General features: G+C 64.9%; 15 protein-coding genes. 6 read left to right on the forward strand and 9 right to left on the reverse strand.

The window, feature by feature from the left end; genetic code table 11:
* Positions 1-9 precede the first annotated feature (9 nt).
* Positions 10-657 (reverse strand): hypothetical protein, encoded by a 648-nt coding sequence (locus tag GT590_RS11290; RefSeq protein WP_015761398.1) that lies wholly within the window; start codon positions 655-657, stop codon positions 10-12.
* A gap of 624 nt (positions 658-1,281) precedes the next feature.
* Here GT590_RS11290 and GT590_RS11295 point away from each other — a divergent pair.
* Together GT590_RS11295 and GT590_RS11300 are read left to right on the forward strand one after the other, a co-directional pair.
* A complete protein-coding gene (locus GT590_RS11295; protein WP_015761399.1) occupies positions 1,282-1,656 on the forward strand; it encodes a translation repressor RelB in 375 nt (124 codons plus the stop codon).
* The gene (locus GT590_RS11300) at positions 1,649-2,146 is read left to right on the forward strand and encodes a PIN domain-containing protein (protein ID WP_015761400.1); all 498 of its coding nucleotides are present in this window, start codon (positions 1,649-1,651) and stop codon (positions 2,144-2,146) included. Before GT590_RS11295 ends, GT590_RS11300 begins: the two co-directional genes overlap by 8 nt.
* A gap of 35 nt (positions 2,147-2,181) precedes the next feature.
* Here the strand turns inward: GT590_RS11300 and glmU are convergent, their stop codons facing one another.
* Both glmU and nhaA read right to left on the reverse strand, forming a co-directional pair.
* A complete protein-coding gene (gene glmU, locus GT590_RS11305) occupies positions 2,182-3,552 on the reverse strand; it encodes a bifunctional UDP-N-acetylglucosamine diphosphorylase/glucosamine-1-phosphate N-acetyltransferase GlmU (protein WP_161171096.1) in 1,371 nt (456 codons plus the stop codon).
* Positions 3,553-3,608: 56 nt separating this feature from the next.
* Positions 3,609-5,423, reverse strand: a complete 1,815-nt coding sequence (gene nhaA, locus GT590_RS11310; RefSeq protein WP_009306887.1) for a Na+/H+ antiporter NhaA — start codon at positions 5,421-5,423, stop codon at positions 3,609-3,611.
* A gap of 272 nt (positions 5,424-5,695) precedes the next feature.
* On the opposite strand from nhaA, the gene raiA reads away from it, so the two are divergent.
* Both raiA and GT590_RS11320 read left to right on the forward strand, forming a co-directional pair.
* Positions 5,696-6,277: a ribosome-associated translation inhibitor RaiA gene (raiA, locus tag GT590_RS11315; RefSeq protein WP_009306888.1), complete on the forward strand. Its 582-nt coding sequence runs from the start codon at positions 5,696-5,698 to the stop codon at positions 6,275-6,277.
* Between the two features lie 4 nt (positions 6,278-6,281).
* On the forward strand, positions 6,282-6,500 hold the full coding sequence (locus GT590_RS11320) for an acyl carrier protein (protein WP_009306889.1): 219 nt from the start codon (positions 6,282-6,284) through the stop codon (positions 6,498-6,500).
* An 84-nt stretch (positions 6,501-6,584) separates the two neighbouring features.
* Here GT590_RS11320 and GT590_RS11325 read toward each other — a convergent pair whose 3' ends face one another.
* On the reverse strand, positions 6,585-8,108 hold the full coding sequence (locus GT590_RS11325; RefSeq protein ID WP_161171097.1) for an FAD-dependent oxidoreductase: 1,524 nt from the start codon (positions 8,106-8,108) through the stop codon (positions 6,585-6,587).
* A gap of 213 nt (positions 8,109-8,321) precedes the next feature.
* On the opposite strand from GT590_RS11325, the gene GT590_RS11330 reads away from it, so the two are divergent.
* Positions 8,322-9,863: a response regulator transcription factor gene (locus GT590_RS11330; protein WP_181815919.1), complete on the forward strand. Its 1,542-nt coding sequence runs from the start codon at positions 8,322-8,324 to the stop codon at positions 9,861-9,863.
* Between the two features lie 3 nt (positions 9,864-9,866).
* Here the strand turns inward: GT590_RS11330 and GT590_RS11335 are convergent, their stop codons facing one another.
* From GT590_RS11335 to GT590_RS11345, 3 genes are all read right to left on the reverse strand, one after another.
* On the reverse strand, positions 9,867-11,180 hold the full coding sequence (locus GT590_RS11335) for a folylpolyglutamate synthase/dihydrofolate synthase family protein (protein ID WP_114550029.1): 1,314 nt from the start codon (positions 11,178-11,180) through the stop codon (positions 9,867-9,869).
* Positions 11,181-11,253: 73 nt separating this feature from the next.
* Positions 11,254-12,732, reverse strand: coding sequence for an NADPH-dependent glutamate synthase (gene gltA / locus GT590_RS11340; protein ID WP_114550030.1), 1,479 nt, complete (start codon positions 12,730-12,732; stop codon positions 11,254-11,256).
* Between the two features lies 1 nt (position 12,733).
* A complete protein-coding gene (locus tag GT590_RS11345; RefSeq protein WP_086414314.1) occupies positions 12,734-13,588 on the reverse strand; it encodes a sulfide/dihydroorotate dehydrogenase-like FAD/NAD-binding protein in 855 nt (284 codons plus the stop codon).
* A 285-nt stretch (positions 13,589-13,873) separates the two neighbouring features.
* Between GT590_RS11345 and GT590_RS11350 the strand changes: the two genes are divergently transcribed.
* A complete protein-coding gene (locus GT590_RS11350) occupies positions 13,874-14,797 on the forward strand; it encodes a CorA family divalent cation transporter (RefSeq protein WP_161171098.1) in 924 nt (307 codons plus the stop codon).
* 404 nt (positions 14,798-15,201) lie between these two features.
* On the opposite strand, the gene GT590_RS11355 is transcribed toward GT590_RS11350, so the two are convergent.
* On the reverse strand, positions 15,202-15,837 hold the full coding sequence (locus tag GT590_RS11355) for a uracil-DNA glycosylase family protein (RefSeq protein WP_009306896.1): 636 nt from the start codon (positions 15,835-15,837) through the stop codon (positions 15,202-15,204).
* Between the two features lie 14 nt (positions 15,838-15,851).
* Positions 15,852-17,255, reverse strand: a complete 1,404-nt coding sequence (gene alr / locus GT590_RS11360) for an alanine racemase (protein WP_009609368.1) — start codon at positions 17,253-17,255, stop codon at positions 15,852-15,854.
* Between the last annotated feature and the right edge of the window lie 28 nt (positions 17,256-17,283).

The raw sequence follows: 17,283 nt of genomic DNA on the forward strand, positions 1-17,283 counted from the left end.
GGCAGCGCTTTACCCGACCATGGCCAGCATCTGCCGGCCGGCATCCGTCGTCTTCCACGAGCCGTCCCATGCAAGACCGCCTACGGTCTCCAATTTGGAGATGAAATAGCTGGGATACACCTGCTTGGGGTCGCTGAGCGCGGGGTCGCCTTCGAGCGCTCGCTCGATGGCGGCCTTCGTCGCGCCGCCCTCGCAGAGGGCGAGCACGGTGGCGTACGTTTGCGCGTAGGCCGCAGGTTCGTCGCGCAGGGTTTCACCGAACCGCCTCGTGGGCTCGAATTGCGCGAGCGCGGCGAGGCCGGCTGCGGTCGTTTGCACGGTGTAGTCGATGGGCCGATCCTGCTTCTCCTCGCCCGGCGCGTACGCGGGCTCGGGAACCTCGACGGCATCCACGCCGCCGCAGTCCACCATGATGCGCAGCAGCGCGTGGGCGTTCTGCGTACTGAGGCTCAGTTCGGGCCGCTCGTCGATGAGCGCCTCGGCATCGCGATAGGGCATGCGCTGCTCGCACACGGACAGCACGGCGCACAGCGCCAGCGTGTTGGCGCGATTGGCGTTGAGTCGCTTGACGATGGCGTCGACGGTTGCGGCGGCCTCGTCGGCGGCCGACGCGGCTGTAGATGCGGATGTGGCCGCGGCCTGCGTGTCGTTGCTCATGGTTCCCCCGTTTCTGCTCGTCTCGTCTGACTTCGAGCAGCTTCACCTTACGGCCGGGCGAGCGGAGGGGAAACGTCCGTTGTTCGTGAAAAAACGCGATGAGCCCGGATATTTATGGGTGAACGAGGGTGCGAAAACGCCACCAATAATGGATGACCGATGGCGCTGAGCTGGGGGTATCGCAGTCTCGCTCACAGGTTCCGCACCAATCCCCGCGACGAGTCGCTCACAGGCTCCGCACCAATCCCGCGCCGAGAGGATTGTCGCACGGATGCTTTCAGCAGCTCGGTTCGTCGATGCGCTCGAAGCTCCCCATCAGTTCGAAGTGTTCGAAACAGCAGTGCTATAGGTGGCGAAATCGGGTTTTTGGCAGCCTCCGCACTCCCTTTTGGGATTCTTTCGGACAAAACCCCAGGTCACCAATTTTCGCGACTGCGGAGCAGCGCCTCCGATCGTCTCCGAATTGCCAAAAGCCCGATTTTGCAACACATCGAACCGCATCCGAGGAACCCGGGAATCGGAATCGCCCCTCCGGTGCTCTTCGCCAAAGCCCCAACTGCAGACGAGCCCCAAACGAGCACCCATGCTATACTATACGTATAGCAACGAATGAGGAGGTACGCGATGACGACGGATATGGTGCAGATGAACACGCGCATCAGCCGCTCGCTCAAGGAGCGCGGCGATGCGGCGCTGGAGCGCGCCGGTTACTCGCCGTCGCAGGCGGTTCGCAAGCTGTGGGACTACGCCGCGAAGAACGCGCACAACCCGCGCGCCATACAAAACCTGTTCGACGCAGAAGACGAAGCGGAGAAACGAGAAGCTGAAGAGGAGCGCGCGCGGAGGCGGGAAATCACGATCAGGGGTGCGAACATCGTCGCCGATGCGTACGAGCGGCACGGAATCAAGCCTTCCGACTGGACGATGAACGCATCGTACGAAGAGATGCGCGACTACGCCCTGCTCGAGCGCCTTCGGGAACGGGGCCTCGATGCCTAGCCAGCAAACTTCCCTCCTGGTCGACACGAACATCTGGCTCGACTACTTTCTTGCCAACCGTCCAGCGCATGCCGCAGCGATGTCCTTCATGCTATTCGCGCATGAGCACGGCTATCCGCTGCTGTACCCCACCGCCATCGTCAAGGACGTGTTCTACCTGACCGCGAACGCCTTCAAGCGAGACATGTGCAACGAGAACGGCAGGCTCACCGAACGCGATGCGGCGGCAGCGACCGAAATCGCTTGGGGATGCGTGGGCAACATGCGGGAACAGGCCACCGCCGTAGGATCAGACGAGTCGGACTTGTGGACGGCATGCGGCCTCTGCAACCTCCACAACGACCTCGAGGACAACCTGATCGTCGCTGCGGCGCAACGGTCGAACGCGACGTACCTGATCACCAGCGACGAGCTGCTCATCAAGCACGCCCCCGTGGCCGCGCTCACGCCCAGCGACGCGCTCACGCTGCTGCAAGCCGATATGGCGTAGATGTCCCAATGGGGACTGTCCCCATTGGGACAATGCTATTCTTGTTGACTGCGCTTCTTGGCGGCCCAGCCGGGGATCTCGCGCTGCTCGGGGCGCGTGAGGGCCAGGGCGTCGGGCGCGACGTCTTTCGTAATGCACGAGCCCGCGCCGATGATGGCACCCGCGCCGATGCTCACCGGGGCCACCATCATGGTGTCGCTGCCGACGAACGCGCCGTCGCCGATAGTGGTGGCATGCTTCTTCTTGCCATCGTAGTTGCAGGTGATGGAGCCGGCGCCGATGTTCACGTCCTCGCCGATGGTGGTGTCGCCGATGTAGGACAGATGCGGCACCTTCGAGCCCTTCCCCACCGTGGACTTCTTGATCTCCACGTGGGTGCCGGCCTTCGCGCCCTCGCACAGGTGCGCCGCCGGACGCAGGTACGCGCGCGGGCCGCACGTGGCGCCGTCGTCCACCTGCGCCTCCACGGCCACCGTCTCGTCCACGACGCAGCCTCGTCCCACCGCGGTGTCGGTCAGGCGCGAATCGGGGCCGATGACGCTGTCCTCGCCGATGCTCGTTTCGCCCATGAGCATGACGTTGGGCAGCAGCTCCACGTCCTGCGCGATGGCCACGTCCGGACCGATCCATACCAGCTCGGGGTCGATCATGGTCACGCCGGCCGCCATATGCGCACGGTTGATGCGACGCTGGGCCAGCTTCGTGGCCTCGGCCAGCTGGATGCGCGAGTTCACGCCCAGGCACTCGGCAGGGTCGTCGCAGGCCAATGCCAACACGGGACGGCCAGCGTTGCGACAGATCTCCAGCACGTCGGTGAGGTAGAACTCGCCTTGCGCGTTATCGTTGCCCACCTGCCCGAGCGCGTCGAACAGCGCCCGCGCATCGAAGCAGTAGAACCCGGAATTGCACTCGCAGATGGCCGCCTCCTCGGGCGTGGCGTCCTTCTGCTCCACGATACGCGCCACCGCGCCCTGCTCGTCGCGCACGATGCGCCCGTAGCCGAACGGGTCGTCCAGCTGCATCGTGAGCACCACCACGGCCGCGTCGTTCTCCTCGCGCACGGCCGCAAGGCGCGCGATGGTATCGGCCGTGATCAGCGGGCAGTCGCCCGACAGCACCACCAGCGAGCCGTCGAAATCGGCTAGAGCGTCCTTGCACACGGCCACGGCGCCCGCCGTGCCGTTCTGCTCCGTCTGCACCACAGTCTGCGTGTCGGCCACCAGCGGCTCCACCTGCTCGCGCGCGTGCCCCACCACGGACACCACACGCTGGACGCCCGCCTCGCGCGCCGCGTCCACCACCCAGCGGACAAGCGGCTTGCCCAACACCTCATGAGCGACCTTCGGCTTTTTGGACTTCATCCGGGTGCCCGCACCTGCGGCCAACACGATAGCGGCAGCTTCCATATCGCTCCTTCGCAACGCAGTTCATCAAGGTTAAAAAGTATAGCGCAACGGCACGATCACCGTTCGTTTCGAGAGTCGGTATCGCCCGACACGCCCTCCACGTCCTCTTCCTCGTGGTGCAGGGCGCGGCGCAGCGCTTCCTCGCCGCCCTCGCGCAGAAGAGCCTCCTCCACGCTGAGCAGCGGAGGCTTTCCTTCGTCGTTGAAATCCTCCTGCACTTTTTCAAGCAGGTCGTCCTTGCCCTCCTCTTTCAGCACACGCACCACCTCGTTGCGCACCGCTTCGCGCACGTCCCCGATGGAGCCGCCGCCCAAAAGACCGGTCGGCCCTAGATCCACGACGATCTCGAACACGCCGCCGCGCTTCTTCGCCGCCTCGAGCTCGCTCTTGATGGCGGGATGATCCTCGATGCCGCGCAGCAGCTCCTCCGACTCGCGCGCAACCTCGCTGCCGGCAGTCTGACGAGCCACGTCGTCGCTCGAAGCCGAAACGTACGCCACGCCGCGCTTCTGCGCAGCCTTCGCCTGCAGCAGCAGGAACACGAAGCCCAGCACGCCGGCAAGCAGCGAGGCCGCCAGAATGGCCAGCTTCGCCGTGGCGATGTGCATCTCGTCGGTATAAGCAAGATTCGCCACGAAGATGGCCATGGTGAAGCCGACGCCTCCCAAGATGCTGGCTCCCAGCATATGGAACCAGTTCACGTTCTCGGGCAGCGAGGCCAGCTTGCTCTTGACGATCGCAAAGCTCATCAGCATGATGCCGAGCGGCTTGCCCACCAACAGGCCCAGCATGACACCGTACAGCACCGGATCCGTAAGCATGGAGCCGATGTCCATACCCGTGAAGCTGACATCGGCATTGGTCAAAGCGAACAAGGGCAGGATGCCGAAGTACACCCACGGATACAGCTTGTGCTCGAGACGAGTCGCCGGCGGCACAACCTGGCGCGTCACCTGGCTGAGATCCGCTACGGTCTTGATGTAGTCGCCCTGCGCGATGACGGGCGTCTCGGGCTGGAACGCGTCGCGCGCCTGACGAACCTTGTCGCCCGACCACGAAATGAAGCTCTCGAGATTAACGCGCGACCCCGACGGGATAACGAACGCCAGCAACACGCCCGCGATGGTGGAGTGAACGCCCGACATGAACACGCAGTACCACAGCACGGCACCCACCAGCAGATACGGCACCAACGAGTAGATGTGGCTGCGATTCATCAGCACCAGCACCACCAGCACGGCGGCGGCCATGCCCAGCCAGAACATCGACGGGCTGTGGCCGTAGAAGACGGCGATCACCAGGATGGCGATGATATCGTCGGCCACAGCCAGCGTGCTCAAAAACACGCGCACGCCGCTGGGAACGCGGTTGCCCAACAAAGCCAGGATACCCAGCGCGAACGCGATGTCGGTGGCGGTGGGGACGCCCCAGCCTTGCACGGTTTCGGGATTCGTCGCGTTGAACGCCAGGTAGATGCCGATAGGCGCCAGCACGCCGCCGATGGCCGCCATGATGGGCAGCAGAGCCTGGCGGATGTTCGTCAGCTCGCCCACCGTCAGCTCGTACTTCACCTCCAAGCCCACCAGCAGGAAAAACACGGCCATGAATATGTCGTTGATCACATGCGCCAGCGACATGCCCGCGAACGCGTCGCCGAAGAAGAAGCCCGCCTCGGTATGCCAGAATTCCAAGAACGCCTCGTACGCGCCCGTGTTCGCCACGATGAGAGCCACGACAGCCGCCAGCAGCATGGCGCCGGCCGCCTTGGTGGACGAATGGGTGAACTGGATGAGTTTCCTGTATCGTGCCTGATGACGCTGCACTTCGCTGATGAAGATACGCTGCGTTCCGTCTTGGTTCTGTTCGGTCATGGTGCCCTTTCGGCTTCGTCTTTTGGGGTATTATCCCTCATTTGCCCGATACGTTCGCGCAATTGTTACCCGTTTTTAGATCGATTTCACAACAGATCAAAATGACCGGGCAAAACGCTGAGAATTGCGCTATTCTGTACTCATCAGCTTAGGCGTTAGGAGTCGGCTTGGGATTCGCGTGGAGGGCATATCACCCGATCGCTCGTATGACCAGGTACGACGACGGCGACCGAGCTGTTTTTTTATTCGCCACGAGGTAAGAGGTGATCGCTATGAGCATTACCGTCACCGGACGCAAGATGCCTGTAACCGACGCGCTTCGCGAGTACGCCGAGGAGAAGATCGGCAATTCCATGAAGGTCATGGACATCGACCCGCTTGTTGCCGAGGTCGTGCTGTTCGTCGAGAAGAACCCTGCCAACCCCCGCCCCGCCGTCTGCGAAGTCACGCTGCGCACGAAGGGTCACATCATTCGTGTTGAAGAACACGAAGAGGACATGTACGCGGCCATCGACGTGGCCGCAGCCAAGGTGGTCCGCCAGCTGCGCAAGTACAAGACGAAGGTCGTCGACCGCAAGCTGCGCGCCGCCGACGAAACCATCCGCATGGCCGAGCCTGCCGCAGCGGGCGAGCTGGACGTAGACGGGCTCATGCAGGAACTTGCCGCCGATGACGAAGTGGTGCGCGTGAAGACGATCGAGTTCGAGCCGCTGACCGAGGAGGAAGCGCTCGTGAAGATCGACCTTCTGGGTCACGACTTCTTCGCCTACACCGACCGCGACAGCGGCATGGTGAACGTGCTGTACCGTCGCGACGACGGCGGCTACGGCCTGCTCAAGCAGACGGAGGAATAAGAGCATGGCAACCATCGACACCATCAAGACCATCCTCGAGGAGAACCTCGATATCGATCCGAACACCGTTGAGGAGAGCTCGACGTTCGACTCGCTGGGCATCGACTCGCTCGACATGGTCGAGCTGATCTGCGACCTCGAAGAAGCCTGCGACGTGGACTTCGGCGAGCCCGAGGGCCTCGACACCGTGGGCGCCCTCGTGGAGTACATCGACTCCTTGTAAGCACGACCCTGCAAGCAGCACCGCGAAGGCCCGCCGATCGGCGGGCCTTCGCTTGTTCAGGGAGGGTACGCTCGGTGGGAACCCTTACGCGAGCGCCGCCTTGGCCGCGTTCTTGCCCGAGTAGCGGCCGGAAGTGTAGGACCAGTTAAGGCCGCAGCCGCCCGCCGGATAGTCGTCGTAGATGAACGTGCCGCAGCACACCTCGCCCGCCGCGTACAGGTGCGGAATGGGCTGGCCGTTCGTATCGAGCACCTGGAACTCGGTGTTCACGCGGTAGCCGCCGAAGCTGCCGTGCGTGCACACGCCCATGGTCAGCACGTAGTAGGGAGCCTCCGTGAGCGGGACGAGCACCTCGGCCTTCTTCTTGAACTGGGCGTCCTCGCCCGCAGCGGCCAGCTCGTTGTACCCGTCGAGCGCCATCTGCGCTGCGGCGCCGTCGATGCCGAGCGCTGCCGCGGCTTCGGCCACCGTGTCGCCCTGGGCGAACATGCCCTGCTCCAGGCCGAATTCGAACTTCGAGCGCAGGTCGTCGTCGAGCGCGTCCACCATGGCCTGGTCGTACACCGCGAAGAACTTCTGGTCGTCGAAGTGCGCCACGTCATAGTAGATGTCGTGGGTCTGGCCGGCCTCGTTGGCGAAGCGCTCGCCCTTGGAGTTGATCCACAGCGCCTTGTTGCTGATCAGCTTCGACTGGCCCGGCTCGACCGGGCAGGCGAGGATACCATTCGTGCCGCCGTGGCCCACGTAGTCCGCGCCGATGTCGAGGCCCATCCGCAGGCCCTCGCCTGTGCAGCCGACGCCCACTTCGGTGTACACGCCGGAATAGTCGGGCATGTACTCGTCGATCATGTCGGCGTTGCGACAGAACCCGCCCGTGGCCACGATCACGTTCTTCGCGTTGTAGAGCACCGTCGAGCCGTTCCCGCGCTTAGCGAGCACGCCGGTCACCGCGCCGCCCTCGTCCACGACAAGCGATTCCACCGTGGTGCCGAAGTGGAACTCGGCGCCCTGTTCCTGCGCGTACGCCGTGACCGCGCGCAGGTAGTCCATGGCGTTGTTCGAACAGTTATGGCCGCGCGGAACAGGATCCTTGCCCTTCTTGGACACCGTTTCCTTGAAGGGCACCTTCAGATCCTCGTACAGCCAGTCGATGGTTTCCCCGAAATGCTCGGCGCAGAACTTCTGCACGTCGTAGTCCAGCTTGTCGCCGCCACGCGACAGGAAGTACTCCAGCAGGCCCTCCGGCGTATCCTCGATGCCGGCCTCCTTCTGCAGCTTCGTGCCCGCGCCGTACAGCGTGCCGATGGCCAGCGAACTGGAACCCGCCAGCCACGCCATCTTCTCCACCAGCACGGTTTTCGCGCCGGCCGCCGCAGCCTGGCCCGCAGCCGTCACGCCGGCGCCGCCGCCTCCCAGGACCACCACGTCGTAGTCCATCGTCTCGTGCGCCTCGGCCGCCGCAGCCTGTTGCGGTGCGCAGCCGAACAGGCCGCCCAGCGCCAACGTGGCCAGGCCGCCGGTCATCGCCTGGGCGAACTGGCGACGCGTCAACGGCACGGAAGCCCTCGTCGGCTGGGTGGTGGAGCGTCCCGTCTTGATTCCCGTCATGATTGATCCTTTCCTCCCTGGGGTGCTGCTTCATGCCCTGCACTCTACGCACGATGCGCGCAGATCAGAAGCCACCTTCCGGGTGAAACCGACGTCGGCGGGCCAAGATTCACCCGGAAGGTGTGAGGACGCGTTCTGTGCGTTGCGCACGCGTCCGCGCATGCTCGTATATACTGGTTGCCGTACTCCGTCCCCCGCAAGAATCGAGGATCGATGCCGCACACGAGCGCCGCCGCTCGAACAAGCCAAATAATCGCCCTCATGGGCGGCACCTTCCTGCCGTCGTTTCTCGGGCTGGCAGCCACGCGCGTCTGGCTGCAAGTGAACCTGTTCGCCTCGTACACCCAAAGCGACGACGGGCTGTTCACGGTGGTCAACAACCTCGCGTACGGCCTGGTGATGGTCATCGGCGCGGCCATCGCGCTGCACAAGCCCTTCTCGAAGGGAGGCCGCACGGCGGTGGCGTGGCTGGGTTTCACGGTGATGACGTTCTCCACCGTGCTTATCTTGGCGGGCAAGGAGACCGGCGCGGTCGAGATCCTGGCAGTGGCCAGCGTCTTGGCCGGCATCGGCGGCGCGCTGGGCGGCGGCATGTGGACGGCGGCCTACGTGCGGCTGGGCCTGCGCCAATCGGTGCTGTACGGGTTCTTGTCGCTGGCCCTCGGATCCGTCGGCGGCTTGGCGCTGAGTTTCCTGCCCGACCTCCTCAGCTACACGATCAGCATGTTCATGCCGGCCATCGCGCTTTTATGCTACCAGCGCGCCATGAAAGCCGACGTGGGCCCGCTTCCCGCACCCGAGCCCGTATACGACAAGGAACCGCGCACCACCATGCTGTTCATCTTCGGCGGCTTGGCGGTGTTCGGGCTGGCGCTGGGCATCTCGCGCGGATTCCCGGCGGGCGAGCCGGTGCCCATGGACGCGCTGCAGCGCGTGGTGCACCAGATGGGCGTGGTGATCATCAGCCTGTTCATCATCTGGTGGTTCATCGTGAAACGCAAGCGGCTGAGCTTCTCGTTCCTCTGGCGCATCGAGATCATGCTGGTGGCCGTAGGGATGCTGATCCTGTCGGTGTTCCCCGGGCACTTCACGGGGCTGGCCATCGCCACCGTGAACATCGCCGACACGCTGATGCTGGGCGTGCTGTGGATCACGCTGCAGGACGTGGCGCGCCACGCCACCACCGACGTGTACGCCGTGTACGGATTCGCCTGGGCGTCGCGCGTGCTGTCGCGCGACGCGGGCCGCGTGCTGATCATGGTGCTGGGCGCGGTGGGCGCATCGTCGTACGCGGTGACCGCCGTCATCGGCATCGTGGTGTTCGCGCTGGCCGCCAGCATGGCGCTGCTGCTGTCGGACGGCATCTTGAAGATGCGGCCGCTATTCGCCGAGGACGAAGCGCCCAAACCGGAACGGCGCGCGAGGGGGCCGAAGCCGTCGGCACCCGTTGCAAGCCTGGCACCTGAAGCGTCGGGCGCGTTCGCCGCGCCGCAAGCGGCCGACGGAGCGGCGCCCGGGGTGCTGGACGCCAAGAAGGCGCCGAGCGCTCAGGACTGGTTCCGCGAGGAATTCGACCTGTCGGAGCGCGAGACGGAGGTCGCGCTGCTCATCGCGCAGGGGCGCAGCAAGGCTTACATCGCCGACGCGCTGTGCCTGTCGGAGAACACGGTGCGCACGCACGCGAAGAACGTCTACGCGAAGCTGGACGTGCATTCGAAGCAGGAACTGATCGACCTGCTGCAGAACAGGGAGTGAGGTCTACCCTGCCAGCAACCCCTTCAGCGCGCCAACGGAGTACAGACTGCCGAACGAGCAGATGAGGCCGTCGGGGCCGGCCAGCTCGCGCGCATGCGCCAGCGCGTCGGCCATATCGCGCGCGACGTACGGGTTTACGCACGCCGAGCACCCCAGCAGATCCTGCCCGGTCCAACGGATGGCGCGCGCCAGCTTGCTGGCGGGCAGCGCGCGCGGATTGTCGGGTGCCACCGCGACGAACGCCGAGCCGTGCGGCAGCACCGTCTCCAGCATGACCGGATAGTCCTTGTCCTCCAGCACGCCGATAATAAACACGGGCTTGCGACCGGGAAACACGTCGACCAGCGAATCGACGAGCGCCTGAGCGCCCTGCGGGTTGTGACCGCCGTCTACGACGATGGTCGGTTCGCCCTCCCCCGCGCGCACGATCTCGAAGCGCCCAGGCCATGCGGCATCTGCGACGCCCTGGCGCACCGCTTCGTCGGATATGCGCCATCCGCGCTCGCGCAGCGCGACGGCCGTCTCGATAGCCAGCGCCGCGTTCGACGGCTGATACGAACCCAATAGCTTTGTGCGCAGGTTCGCAAAGCGCCCGTACGAGAACGAGCGCACGGGAGCCCCGGGGGCGTTCCAGTCGACGGCTCCCACGGCAAGCCGTGAGAAGTCGGGCACCGTCAGCGTGTCATCGGCCGCGGCTGCAGCCGCTTCGACCACGGCCATGGCCTCGGCGTCCTGCGGCCACGACACCACAGCCGACCCCGGCTTGACGATGCCGGCCTTCTCGCCCGCGATGGCGGCCAGCGTGGTGCCGAGCAGCTTCGTGTGGTCGAGGCCGATGCGCGCGATGACGGCCGCTTCGGGCGCGTCGATGACGTTCGTGGAGTCCAGGCGCCCGCCGAGGCCCACTTCCAGCACCACGATGTCGCAGCCCTGGCGCGCGAAGTGCACGAGCGCCACCGCCGTCATCAGCTCGAATTCGGTGGGGTGGTCGGTCATGGCCTCGGCCTGCTCCTTCACGAGCAACGCGACCTCGGCCAGTTGGTCCAGCGCGATGTTAACGCCGTCCACGCGGATGCGCTCTTCGAACGTGATCAGGTAGGGGCTGGTGAACAGCCCCGTGCGCAAGCCGGCCGCTTGCAAGATGGAAGCCAGGTACGCGCAGGTCGAACCCTTGCCGTTCGTGCCGGCCACGTGCACGAACTTGAGGCGGTCCTGCGGACGGCCCAGCCGGTCGAGCAGCTCGCGAATGCGATCGAGCCCCAAGCGCGATTCCATCCAGCGGGGCTCGTTGATGTAGGCGATAGGATCGAACGGCATATCCAGCCTCCCAAAAAAACACGAACGAGTGTTTCAAATGAAACACTCGTTCCCTTGTACAACGGTATTCAGTCTAGTCCTGCGTCAAATACTCCGCGATGCCCGCGGCGGCGCGCTTGCCGGCACCCATGGCCAGGATCACGGTGGCCGCGCCGATGACCGCGTCACCGCCGGCGAACACGCCCGGCTTCGACGTGGCGCCCGTGCGCTCGTCGGCCACGATCAGGCTGCGCGGCGTCACTTCCAGCCCCGGCGTGGTTTTCGCGATCAGCGGGTTGGTCTTCGAGCCCGCCGCAACCACCAGCATGTCGATGTCGATGACGAACTCGCTGCCCTCGACCGCCGTCGGGCGGCGACGGCCGCTCGCGTCAGGCTCGCCCAGCTCCATGCGCACGCATTCGACGCCGGACACCCAGCCCTTCTCGTCGCCCAGGATGCGCGTCGGGTTCGTCAGCAGCTGGAAACGGATGCCCTCCTGCTCGGCATGGTGCACTTCCTCGGCGCGCGCCGGCATCTCCTCGCGGCCGCGGCGGTACACCACGGTCACCTCGGCGCCCAGGCGCCTCGCCGTGCGCGCGGCGTCCATGGCCACGTTGCCGCCGCCCACCACCACGCACTTCTTGCCAGCGTACACCGGCGTCTCGTACTCGGGGAACAGGTACGCCTTCATAAGGTTCACGCGGGTCAGCAGCTCGCTTGCCACCGACACGCCGTTGAGGCCCTCGCCCTCGATGCCCAGGTAGCTGGGAAGCCCCGCGCCCGTGCCCACGAACACCGCGTCGAAGCCGCGATCCTCCATGAGCTCGTCGATGTCGTAGAGCTTGCCCACCAGCGCGTTCACCTCGAACGACACGCCCTTGTCGCCCAGCTTCGACACCTCGCGCTGCACGAGGTCCTTCGGAAGACGGAACTCGGGGATGCCGTAGGTCAGCACGCCGCCCACCTTGTGCAGCGCCTCGAACACGGTCACGTCGCAGCCCAGCTTCGCCAGCTCGCCCGCGCACGTCAGCGACGCCGGGCCCGAGCCCACAACGGCCACGCGCTTGCCGGAAAGGTCGATCGATGCCGCCGCGTCATCGCCGGCCGTCTGCTCGACGAGCCCTTCGCCTTCGCACGCGAACTCCTCCATAGCCGCAGCCGCTTCCTCAGGGTGCTCGAACGCCCAGTCAGACGTGAAGCGTTCCAGACGACCGATAGAAACGGGCTCGCCGTTCTTTCCGCGCGTGCACACGCCCTCGCACTGCGTCTCCTGCGGGCACACGCGTCCGCAGATGGCAGGCAGCGAGTTCGCGCTCTTCACTATGGCGTACGCACGGGCGAAATTGCCCTCGGCCACCTGTGCGATAAACTGCGGGATGGGAACGCCCACGGGGCAGCCGCCCACGCACGGAGCGTTCGGGCACTGGATGCAGCGGCGCGCCTCAGCTACCGCCTCTTCTTCGGAGTAGCCCAGAGCCACCTCGTCGAACGTCTGCGCACGCTCGACCGGATCGAGCTCCGGCATGGGAACGCGCGTCTTCTGCCTGTTCACCTCGTAGTTCGTCCGCGCCATGCTAGGCCCCCTTCCGCTCGTCGCCCGCATGCGCGCCGCACGAGCGTCCTTCGCGCGCCTCGGCCTCGAAGCTCCGGTACATCACGCCGCGACGCATGGCGTCGTCGAAGTCCACCAGATGGCCGTCGAAGTCTGGGCCGTCCACGCACGCGTGCAGGTACTCGTCGCCCACCTTCACGCGGCAACCGCCGCACATGCCGGTGCCGTCGATCATGAGAGGGTTCATGCTCACGTACGTTTTGATGCCGTAGGGCTTCGTCGTGGCGGCCACGAACTTCATCATGATGACGGGGCCCACGGCCAGCACGAGGTCGTAGTCCGCTCCCTCGTCGATGCGCTGCTGCAGCGCCTGTGTCACCAGGCCCTTGTTGCCGTTCGAGCCGTCGTCGGTCATGATGATCTGGCGCGTAGAATGCTGGTTGATCTCGTCTTCCAGCAGCACGAGGTCCTTGTTGCGGAAGCCGGTGATAACATCCACCTCGCAGCCATGGTCGTACAGCCACTTGGCCTGAGGAAACGCGATGGCTGTTCCCAAACCGCCGCCGATGACGCACGCGCGCTTCGCGCCTTCCAGCTCGGTGGGGTTGCCCAACGGCCCGGCGAAGTCCTGCAGCGCGTCGCCCGCTTTCATCTGGGCGAGGCGCATCGTGGTGGCGCCAACCGCCTGGAAGATGATCGTAATCGTGCCCGCCTCCGGGTCGCAGTCGTTCATGGTCAACGGGATGCGCTCGCCCTGCTCGTCGATGCGCAGCATGATGAACTGACCCGGCTTGATCTTCTTCGCGATCTCGGGCGCGCGCACCACCATGCGCGTCACCTCGGGATTGAGCGCCTCTACCTGTTCGATGGGATACACGTCACTGCCCTTCTCGTCTCAGATACAAAAGCAGCACCGAAAGCGGTGCCGTCTCGTAGATGTGGCCGTCAGTATAGCAAAGGCGCTGCCGCACCTATGTTACGAGCATGTTTCCACCCGGCCAGTGGAGGAAATCGCGCCGGAAGGGTTTCTCAATGTTCTGGCGTGCGTCAACAATCCCCCAACGGAGCAACCGGAGAGCATGCAGGGAGGCTCCTGCATGGTAAGCTGGGGAATCGTCCGGTCCGCGGGCAAGACGCCCGGGGTTTCGTTTGGGAGAACGCGATGGCTCACCTCTACTTTCTGCACAACCGCCTGCAAGCCGCCCCGGCAGGCACGCCCATCGACGCCGATCAGCCGGTGGTCGAAGTGCTCAACTCGCTGGAAATTGGCGAGGCCTGCTTCCTCAGCTCCGAGACGCGGGAGTCGCTGCGCTCCATATACACGGTCGAGAACACCTACCTCGATGTGTTCCCCCACTGCCTCATCGGATCGTTCGCCGTGCCCAACAAGAACCACATCCTGTTCGACCCGCTCTGCTTCGCGTTCTACTTCGACGCCACGCATCTGGTGTTCCTCGACGACGGCACCACCTGCGCGCGCGTTCTCGAGGAAATCGCCTCGCAAGGCGTTTTGAAGCAGCCCACCGTCGGTCACTGCCTGTTCGAGTTCATGAAGATGCTCATGAAGAACGACCTCTCCTTCCTGGCCGATCTGGAGGATCGCATGGAGGACGTGGAGGAGTCCATCATCGATCGCGGCAAGAACGCCAACAGCCGCACCATGCTGACGTTCCGGCGCAAGCTGCTGCGCATCGACACGTACTACCAGCAGCTGGTGGACATGGCCAGCGGCATAGCCGAAAACGAGAACGGGCTGCTCAGCAAGGAGGAAAGCCGCCTATTCCTGGTAGCGGAACGTCAGGCCGAACGCCTGTTGAAGCGCTCGCTCACCCTCAAGGAGTACAGCTTGCAGTTGCGCGAACTGTACCAGACGCAAATCGACCTGCAGCAGAACAACACGATGCAGTTCTTCACGGTTATCACCACGTTGTTCGCGCCGCTGACGCTGCTGACCAGCTGGTTCGGCATGAATTTCACGAACATGCCCGGCCTTGACTGGCGCTGGGGCCACGAAGCCATCATCGCCGTATCGGTAATCATCGTCGTGATCGAAATCATCATCTTCAAGCGCAAGAAGTGGCTGTAGTGCCTCACCCCCTCCCGCGCATCCAACGAAGGCCCAGATGGCAAAAAAGCATCGAATTCGGAAGTTGCCGCCTGGGATCGACTGCGAGCCGACCGTGCTCCGGATAACCACCCCGCATAATGCCTGATTACGAAGAGCACTTCTTCTGGTGCCGCGCACGGCGCTTGCTCAAGGCTTGCGATGCATTCCGAATTCGATGCTTTTTTGCCATTTCGGCCTCGATCCGCTGCACGAGCGCCAAAGGGGCAATCTCGAACCGAAGGGGGCTGCGCACTAAGCCAGCCGCTAACGAAAGAAATCAGCTGTTTTTTCGTTACGCTGCGAAAAGGCCCCGCTATCGAAAGAAACCTTTCGTTAACGGGGCTGTATGAGGCAAGGGGACGGACGGCGCTTGCGTCGAGCCGTTACAGCAGCGGCGGTTGCTCGACGTGCGGGGGTTCGGCGGCTTTGGCGGCGGCCTCCGCGGCCCGTTCGGCTTCGCTTGCGCGCAACAGCTCGCCCAGCGTGGCGAAGTCGTTCTCCAGCGCCTCGCGCTTGGAACCGTCGTACAGCGCGGCCGCCGGGTGGAAGATGGGGAACACCTTGAACTTGCCGGCGCGCTGCACGGTGCCGTGCAGGCGCGTGATGCCGATATCCGTCTTCAGGATGAACTTCGTGGAGAAGTTCCCCAGCGTCACCAGGAACTCGGGATCGATGGTGCGCGTCTGCTCGCGCAGGTACGGCGTGCACAGCTCGATCTCCTCGGGACGCGGGTCGCGGTTTCCGGGCGGGCGGCACTTCAGCACGTTCGCGATGAACACGTCCTCGCGGACGAGCCCGGCGACGGCCAGCAGCTCGTTGAGGTACTTGCCCGCCGCGCCCACGAAGGGCTCGCCTTGCAGGTCTTCGTTCTTGCCCGGCGCCTCGCCGATGATCATGACGCGTGCTTCGGGATTGCCCACGCCGAACACCGTCTGCGTGCGGCCGTCGGCCAAGGGGCACTTGCGGCACCCTTCCACCTGCGCGCGTATCTCGTCGAGCGGAATATGCGGCTTGGTCATGCGAATCCCCTTTCCTACACGTACACGCGCGGCATGCGCAAGCTGAACCCGCAGGCCAGCTCGTAGTTGATGGTGCCCAGCGTGTTCGCCATGTCGTCGAGGGTGATCACGGAATCGCCCTCGCGTCCCACCAGCAGCACCTCGTCGCCAATCATCGGATCGAGCCGGCGCCGGCTGCCGTACACCCGCAGATCCACCTCGAACATGCACTGGTCCATGCAGATGTTGCCCACCTGATGGCAGCGCTGCCCCTTGAGGATCACGTCGGTGCGCCCCGACAGGCCGCGACGCAGGCCGTCGGCGTACCCCACGGGCACGGTGCATATCTTCACGCTGCCGGGACTGCGGTAGTTCATGCCGTAGCTCACGCCCTCGCTCATGGGCACGGTGCGCACGTCGGTGATGCGCGCGTGCACGCTCATGGCGGGGTGCAGGTCGATCATCGGGCGCGTGACGCCCGACGGATGCAGGCCGTACATGGCTATGCCCAGGCGCACCATGTCGAACTGCACGTCAGGATAGCGGATGGCCGCGGCCGAGTTCGCCGCATGCACGATGCCGGGGTTGACGCCTGCCGTGCGCAGCGCCGTGACGGCCTCGATGAACCGCTTCACCTGGATCTGGAAGTCCAACGTCTCCGCGGAGTCGGCCGTGGCGAAGTGCGTGAACGTGCCCACGAGGTCGAGCGCGCGATGGAAGCTCACCTGCCCCATGAACTCGACCACTTCGTCGTGGCGCACGCCGATGCGGTTCATACCCGTGTTCACCGCCAGGTGGTACGGAGCGCGCACGCCGTACGCGTCGGCGGCCTCGGCGTACTGGATGGCGAACTCGGAGGTATAGACGCTCGGCATGACCTTGTAAGCCAGAAGCAGCGGGATGGCCGTCTCGGGCGGCTGCGAAAGAACGAGGATGGGCGCGTTTACCAGCGCCTCGCGCAGCTCGATGGCTTCGTTCACCGTGGCCACGCCCAGGTAGTCGGCGCCGGAGTTGAGCGCGGTCTTGGCACAGCGCACCGCGCCGTGACCGTATCCGTCGGCCTTCACCACGGCCATGAGGCGCACGCCGTTGTCGATGCGCTGCTTGACGGCGCTCGTGTTATGACGGATGGCGTTGAGGTCGATCTCGGTCCACGACCAGCGGCGGTCGACGTCGGGAATGAGGCGCAGCTTGTCGGGGTCGAATTGGGCCGGCTCGCCGTCGGGCCGCGCGTGGTCGCGCGCGTACTGGAACGCGCCCTCCGCTCCGCTGCTGAACGCCGCCGTGGCCGCCTCGTACGCGCCCTTGTTGGCCGCGTTGCCCGCCGGAGGCTGCTCGCCTACGTATCGCGGCGTACCCATCGCCGCGCTCGCCGACACGAAGCCGTTGGGCCTGCGTTGCGAGAAACCGGTGAACCCGTTGGGAAGATCCTGTGCCATGCTCTACGCCTTTCAGTCGATCGGGCAT

The organism is Eggerthella sp. BIOML-A1 (assembly GCF_009875595.1).
GTDB classification, from domain to species: Bacteria; Actinomycetota; Coriobacteriia; order Coriobacteriales; family Eggerthellaceae; genus Eggerthella; species Eggerthella lenta.

Coding starts and splice junctions, on each gene's coding strand:
- glmU (WP_161171096.1), bottom strand. CDS start 3,552: ATGGAAGCTGCCGCTATCGTGTTGGCCGCAGGTGCGGGCACCCGGATG.
- GT590_RS11325 (WP_161171097.1), bottom strand. CDS start 8,108: ATGACGGGAATCAAGACGGGACGCTCCACCACCCAGCCGACGAGGGCT.
- nhaA (WP_009306887.1), bottom strand. CDS start 5,423: ATGACCGAACAGAACCAAGACGGAACGCAGCGTATCTTCATCAGCGAA.
- GT590_RS11295 (WP_015761399.1), top strand. CDS start 1,282: ATGACGACGGATATGGTGCAGATGAACACGCGCATCAGCCGCTCGCTC.
- raiA (WP_009306888.1), top strand. CDS start 5,696: ATGAGCATTACCGTCACCGGACGCAAGATGCCTGTAACCGACGCGCTT.
- gltA (WP_114550030.1), bottom strand. CDS start 12,732: ATGGCGCGGACGAACTACGAGGTGAACAGGCAGAAGACGCGCGTTCCC.
- alr (WP_009609368.1), bottom strand. CDS start 17,255: ATGGCACAGGATCTTCCCAACGGGTTCACCGGTTTCTCGCAACGCAGG.
- GT590_RS11335 (WP_114550029.1), bottom strand. CDS start 11,180: ATGCCGTTCGATCCTATCGCCTACATCAACGAGCCCCGCTGGATGGAA.
- GT590_RS11350 (WP_161171098.1), top strand. CDS start 13,874: ATGGCTCACCTCTACTTTCTGCACAACCGCCTGCAAGCCGCCCCGGCA.
- GT590_RS11330 (WP_181815919.1), top strand. CDS start 8,322: ATGCCGCACACGAGCGCCGCCGCTCGAACAAGCCAAATAATCGCCCTC.
- GT590_RS11355 (WP_009306896.1), bottom strand. CDS start 15,837: ATGACCAAGCCGCATATTCCGCTCGACGAGATACGCGCGCAGGTGGAA.
- GT590_RS11290 (WP_015761398.1), bottom strand. CDS start 657: ATGAGCAACGACACGCAGGCCGCGGCCACATCCGCATCTACAGCCGCG.
- GT590_RS11320 (WP_009306889.1), top strand. CDS start 6,282: ATGGCAACCATCGACACCATCAAGACCATCCTCGAGGAGAACCTCGAT.
- GT590_RS11300 (WP_015761400.1), top strand. CDS start 1,649: ATGCCTAGCCAGCAAACTTCCCTCCTGGTCGACACGAACATCTGGCTC.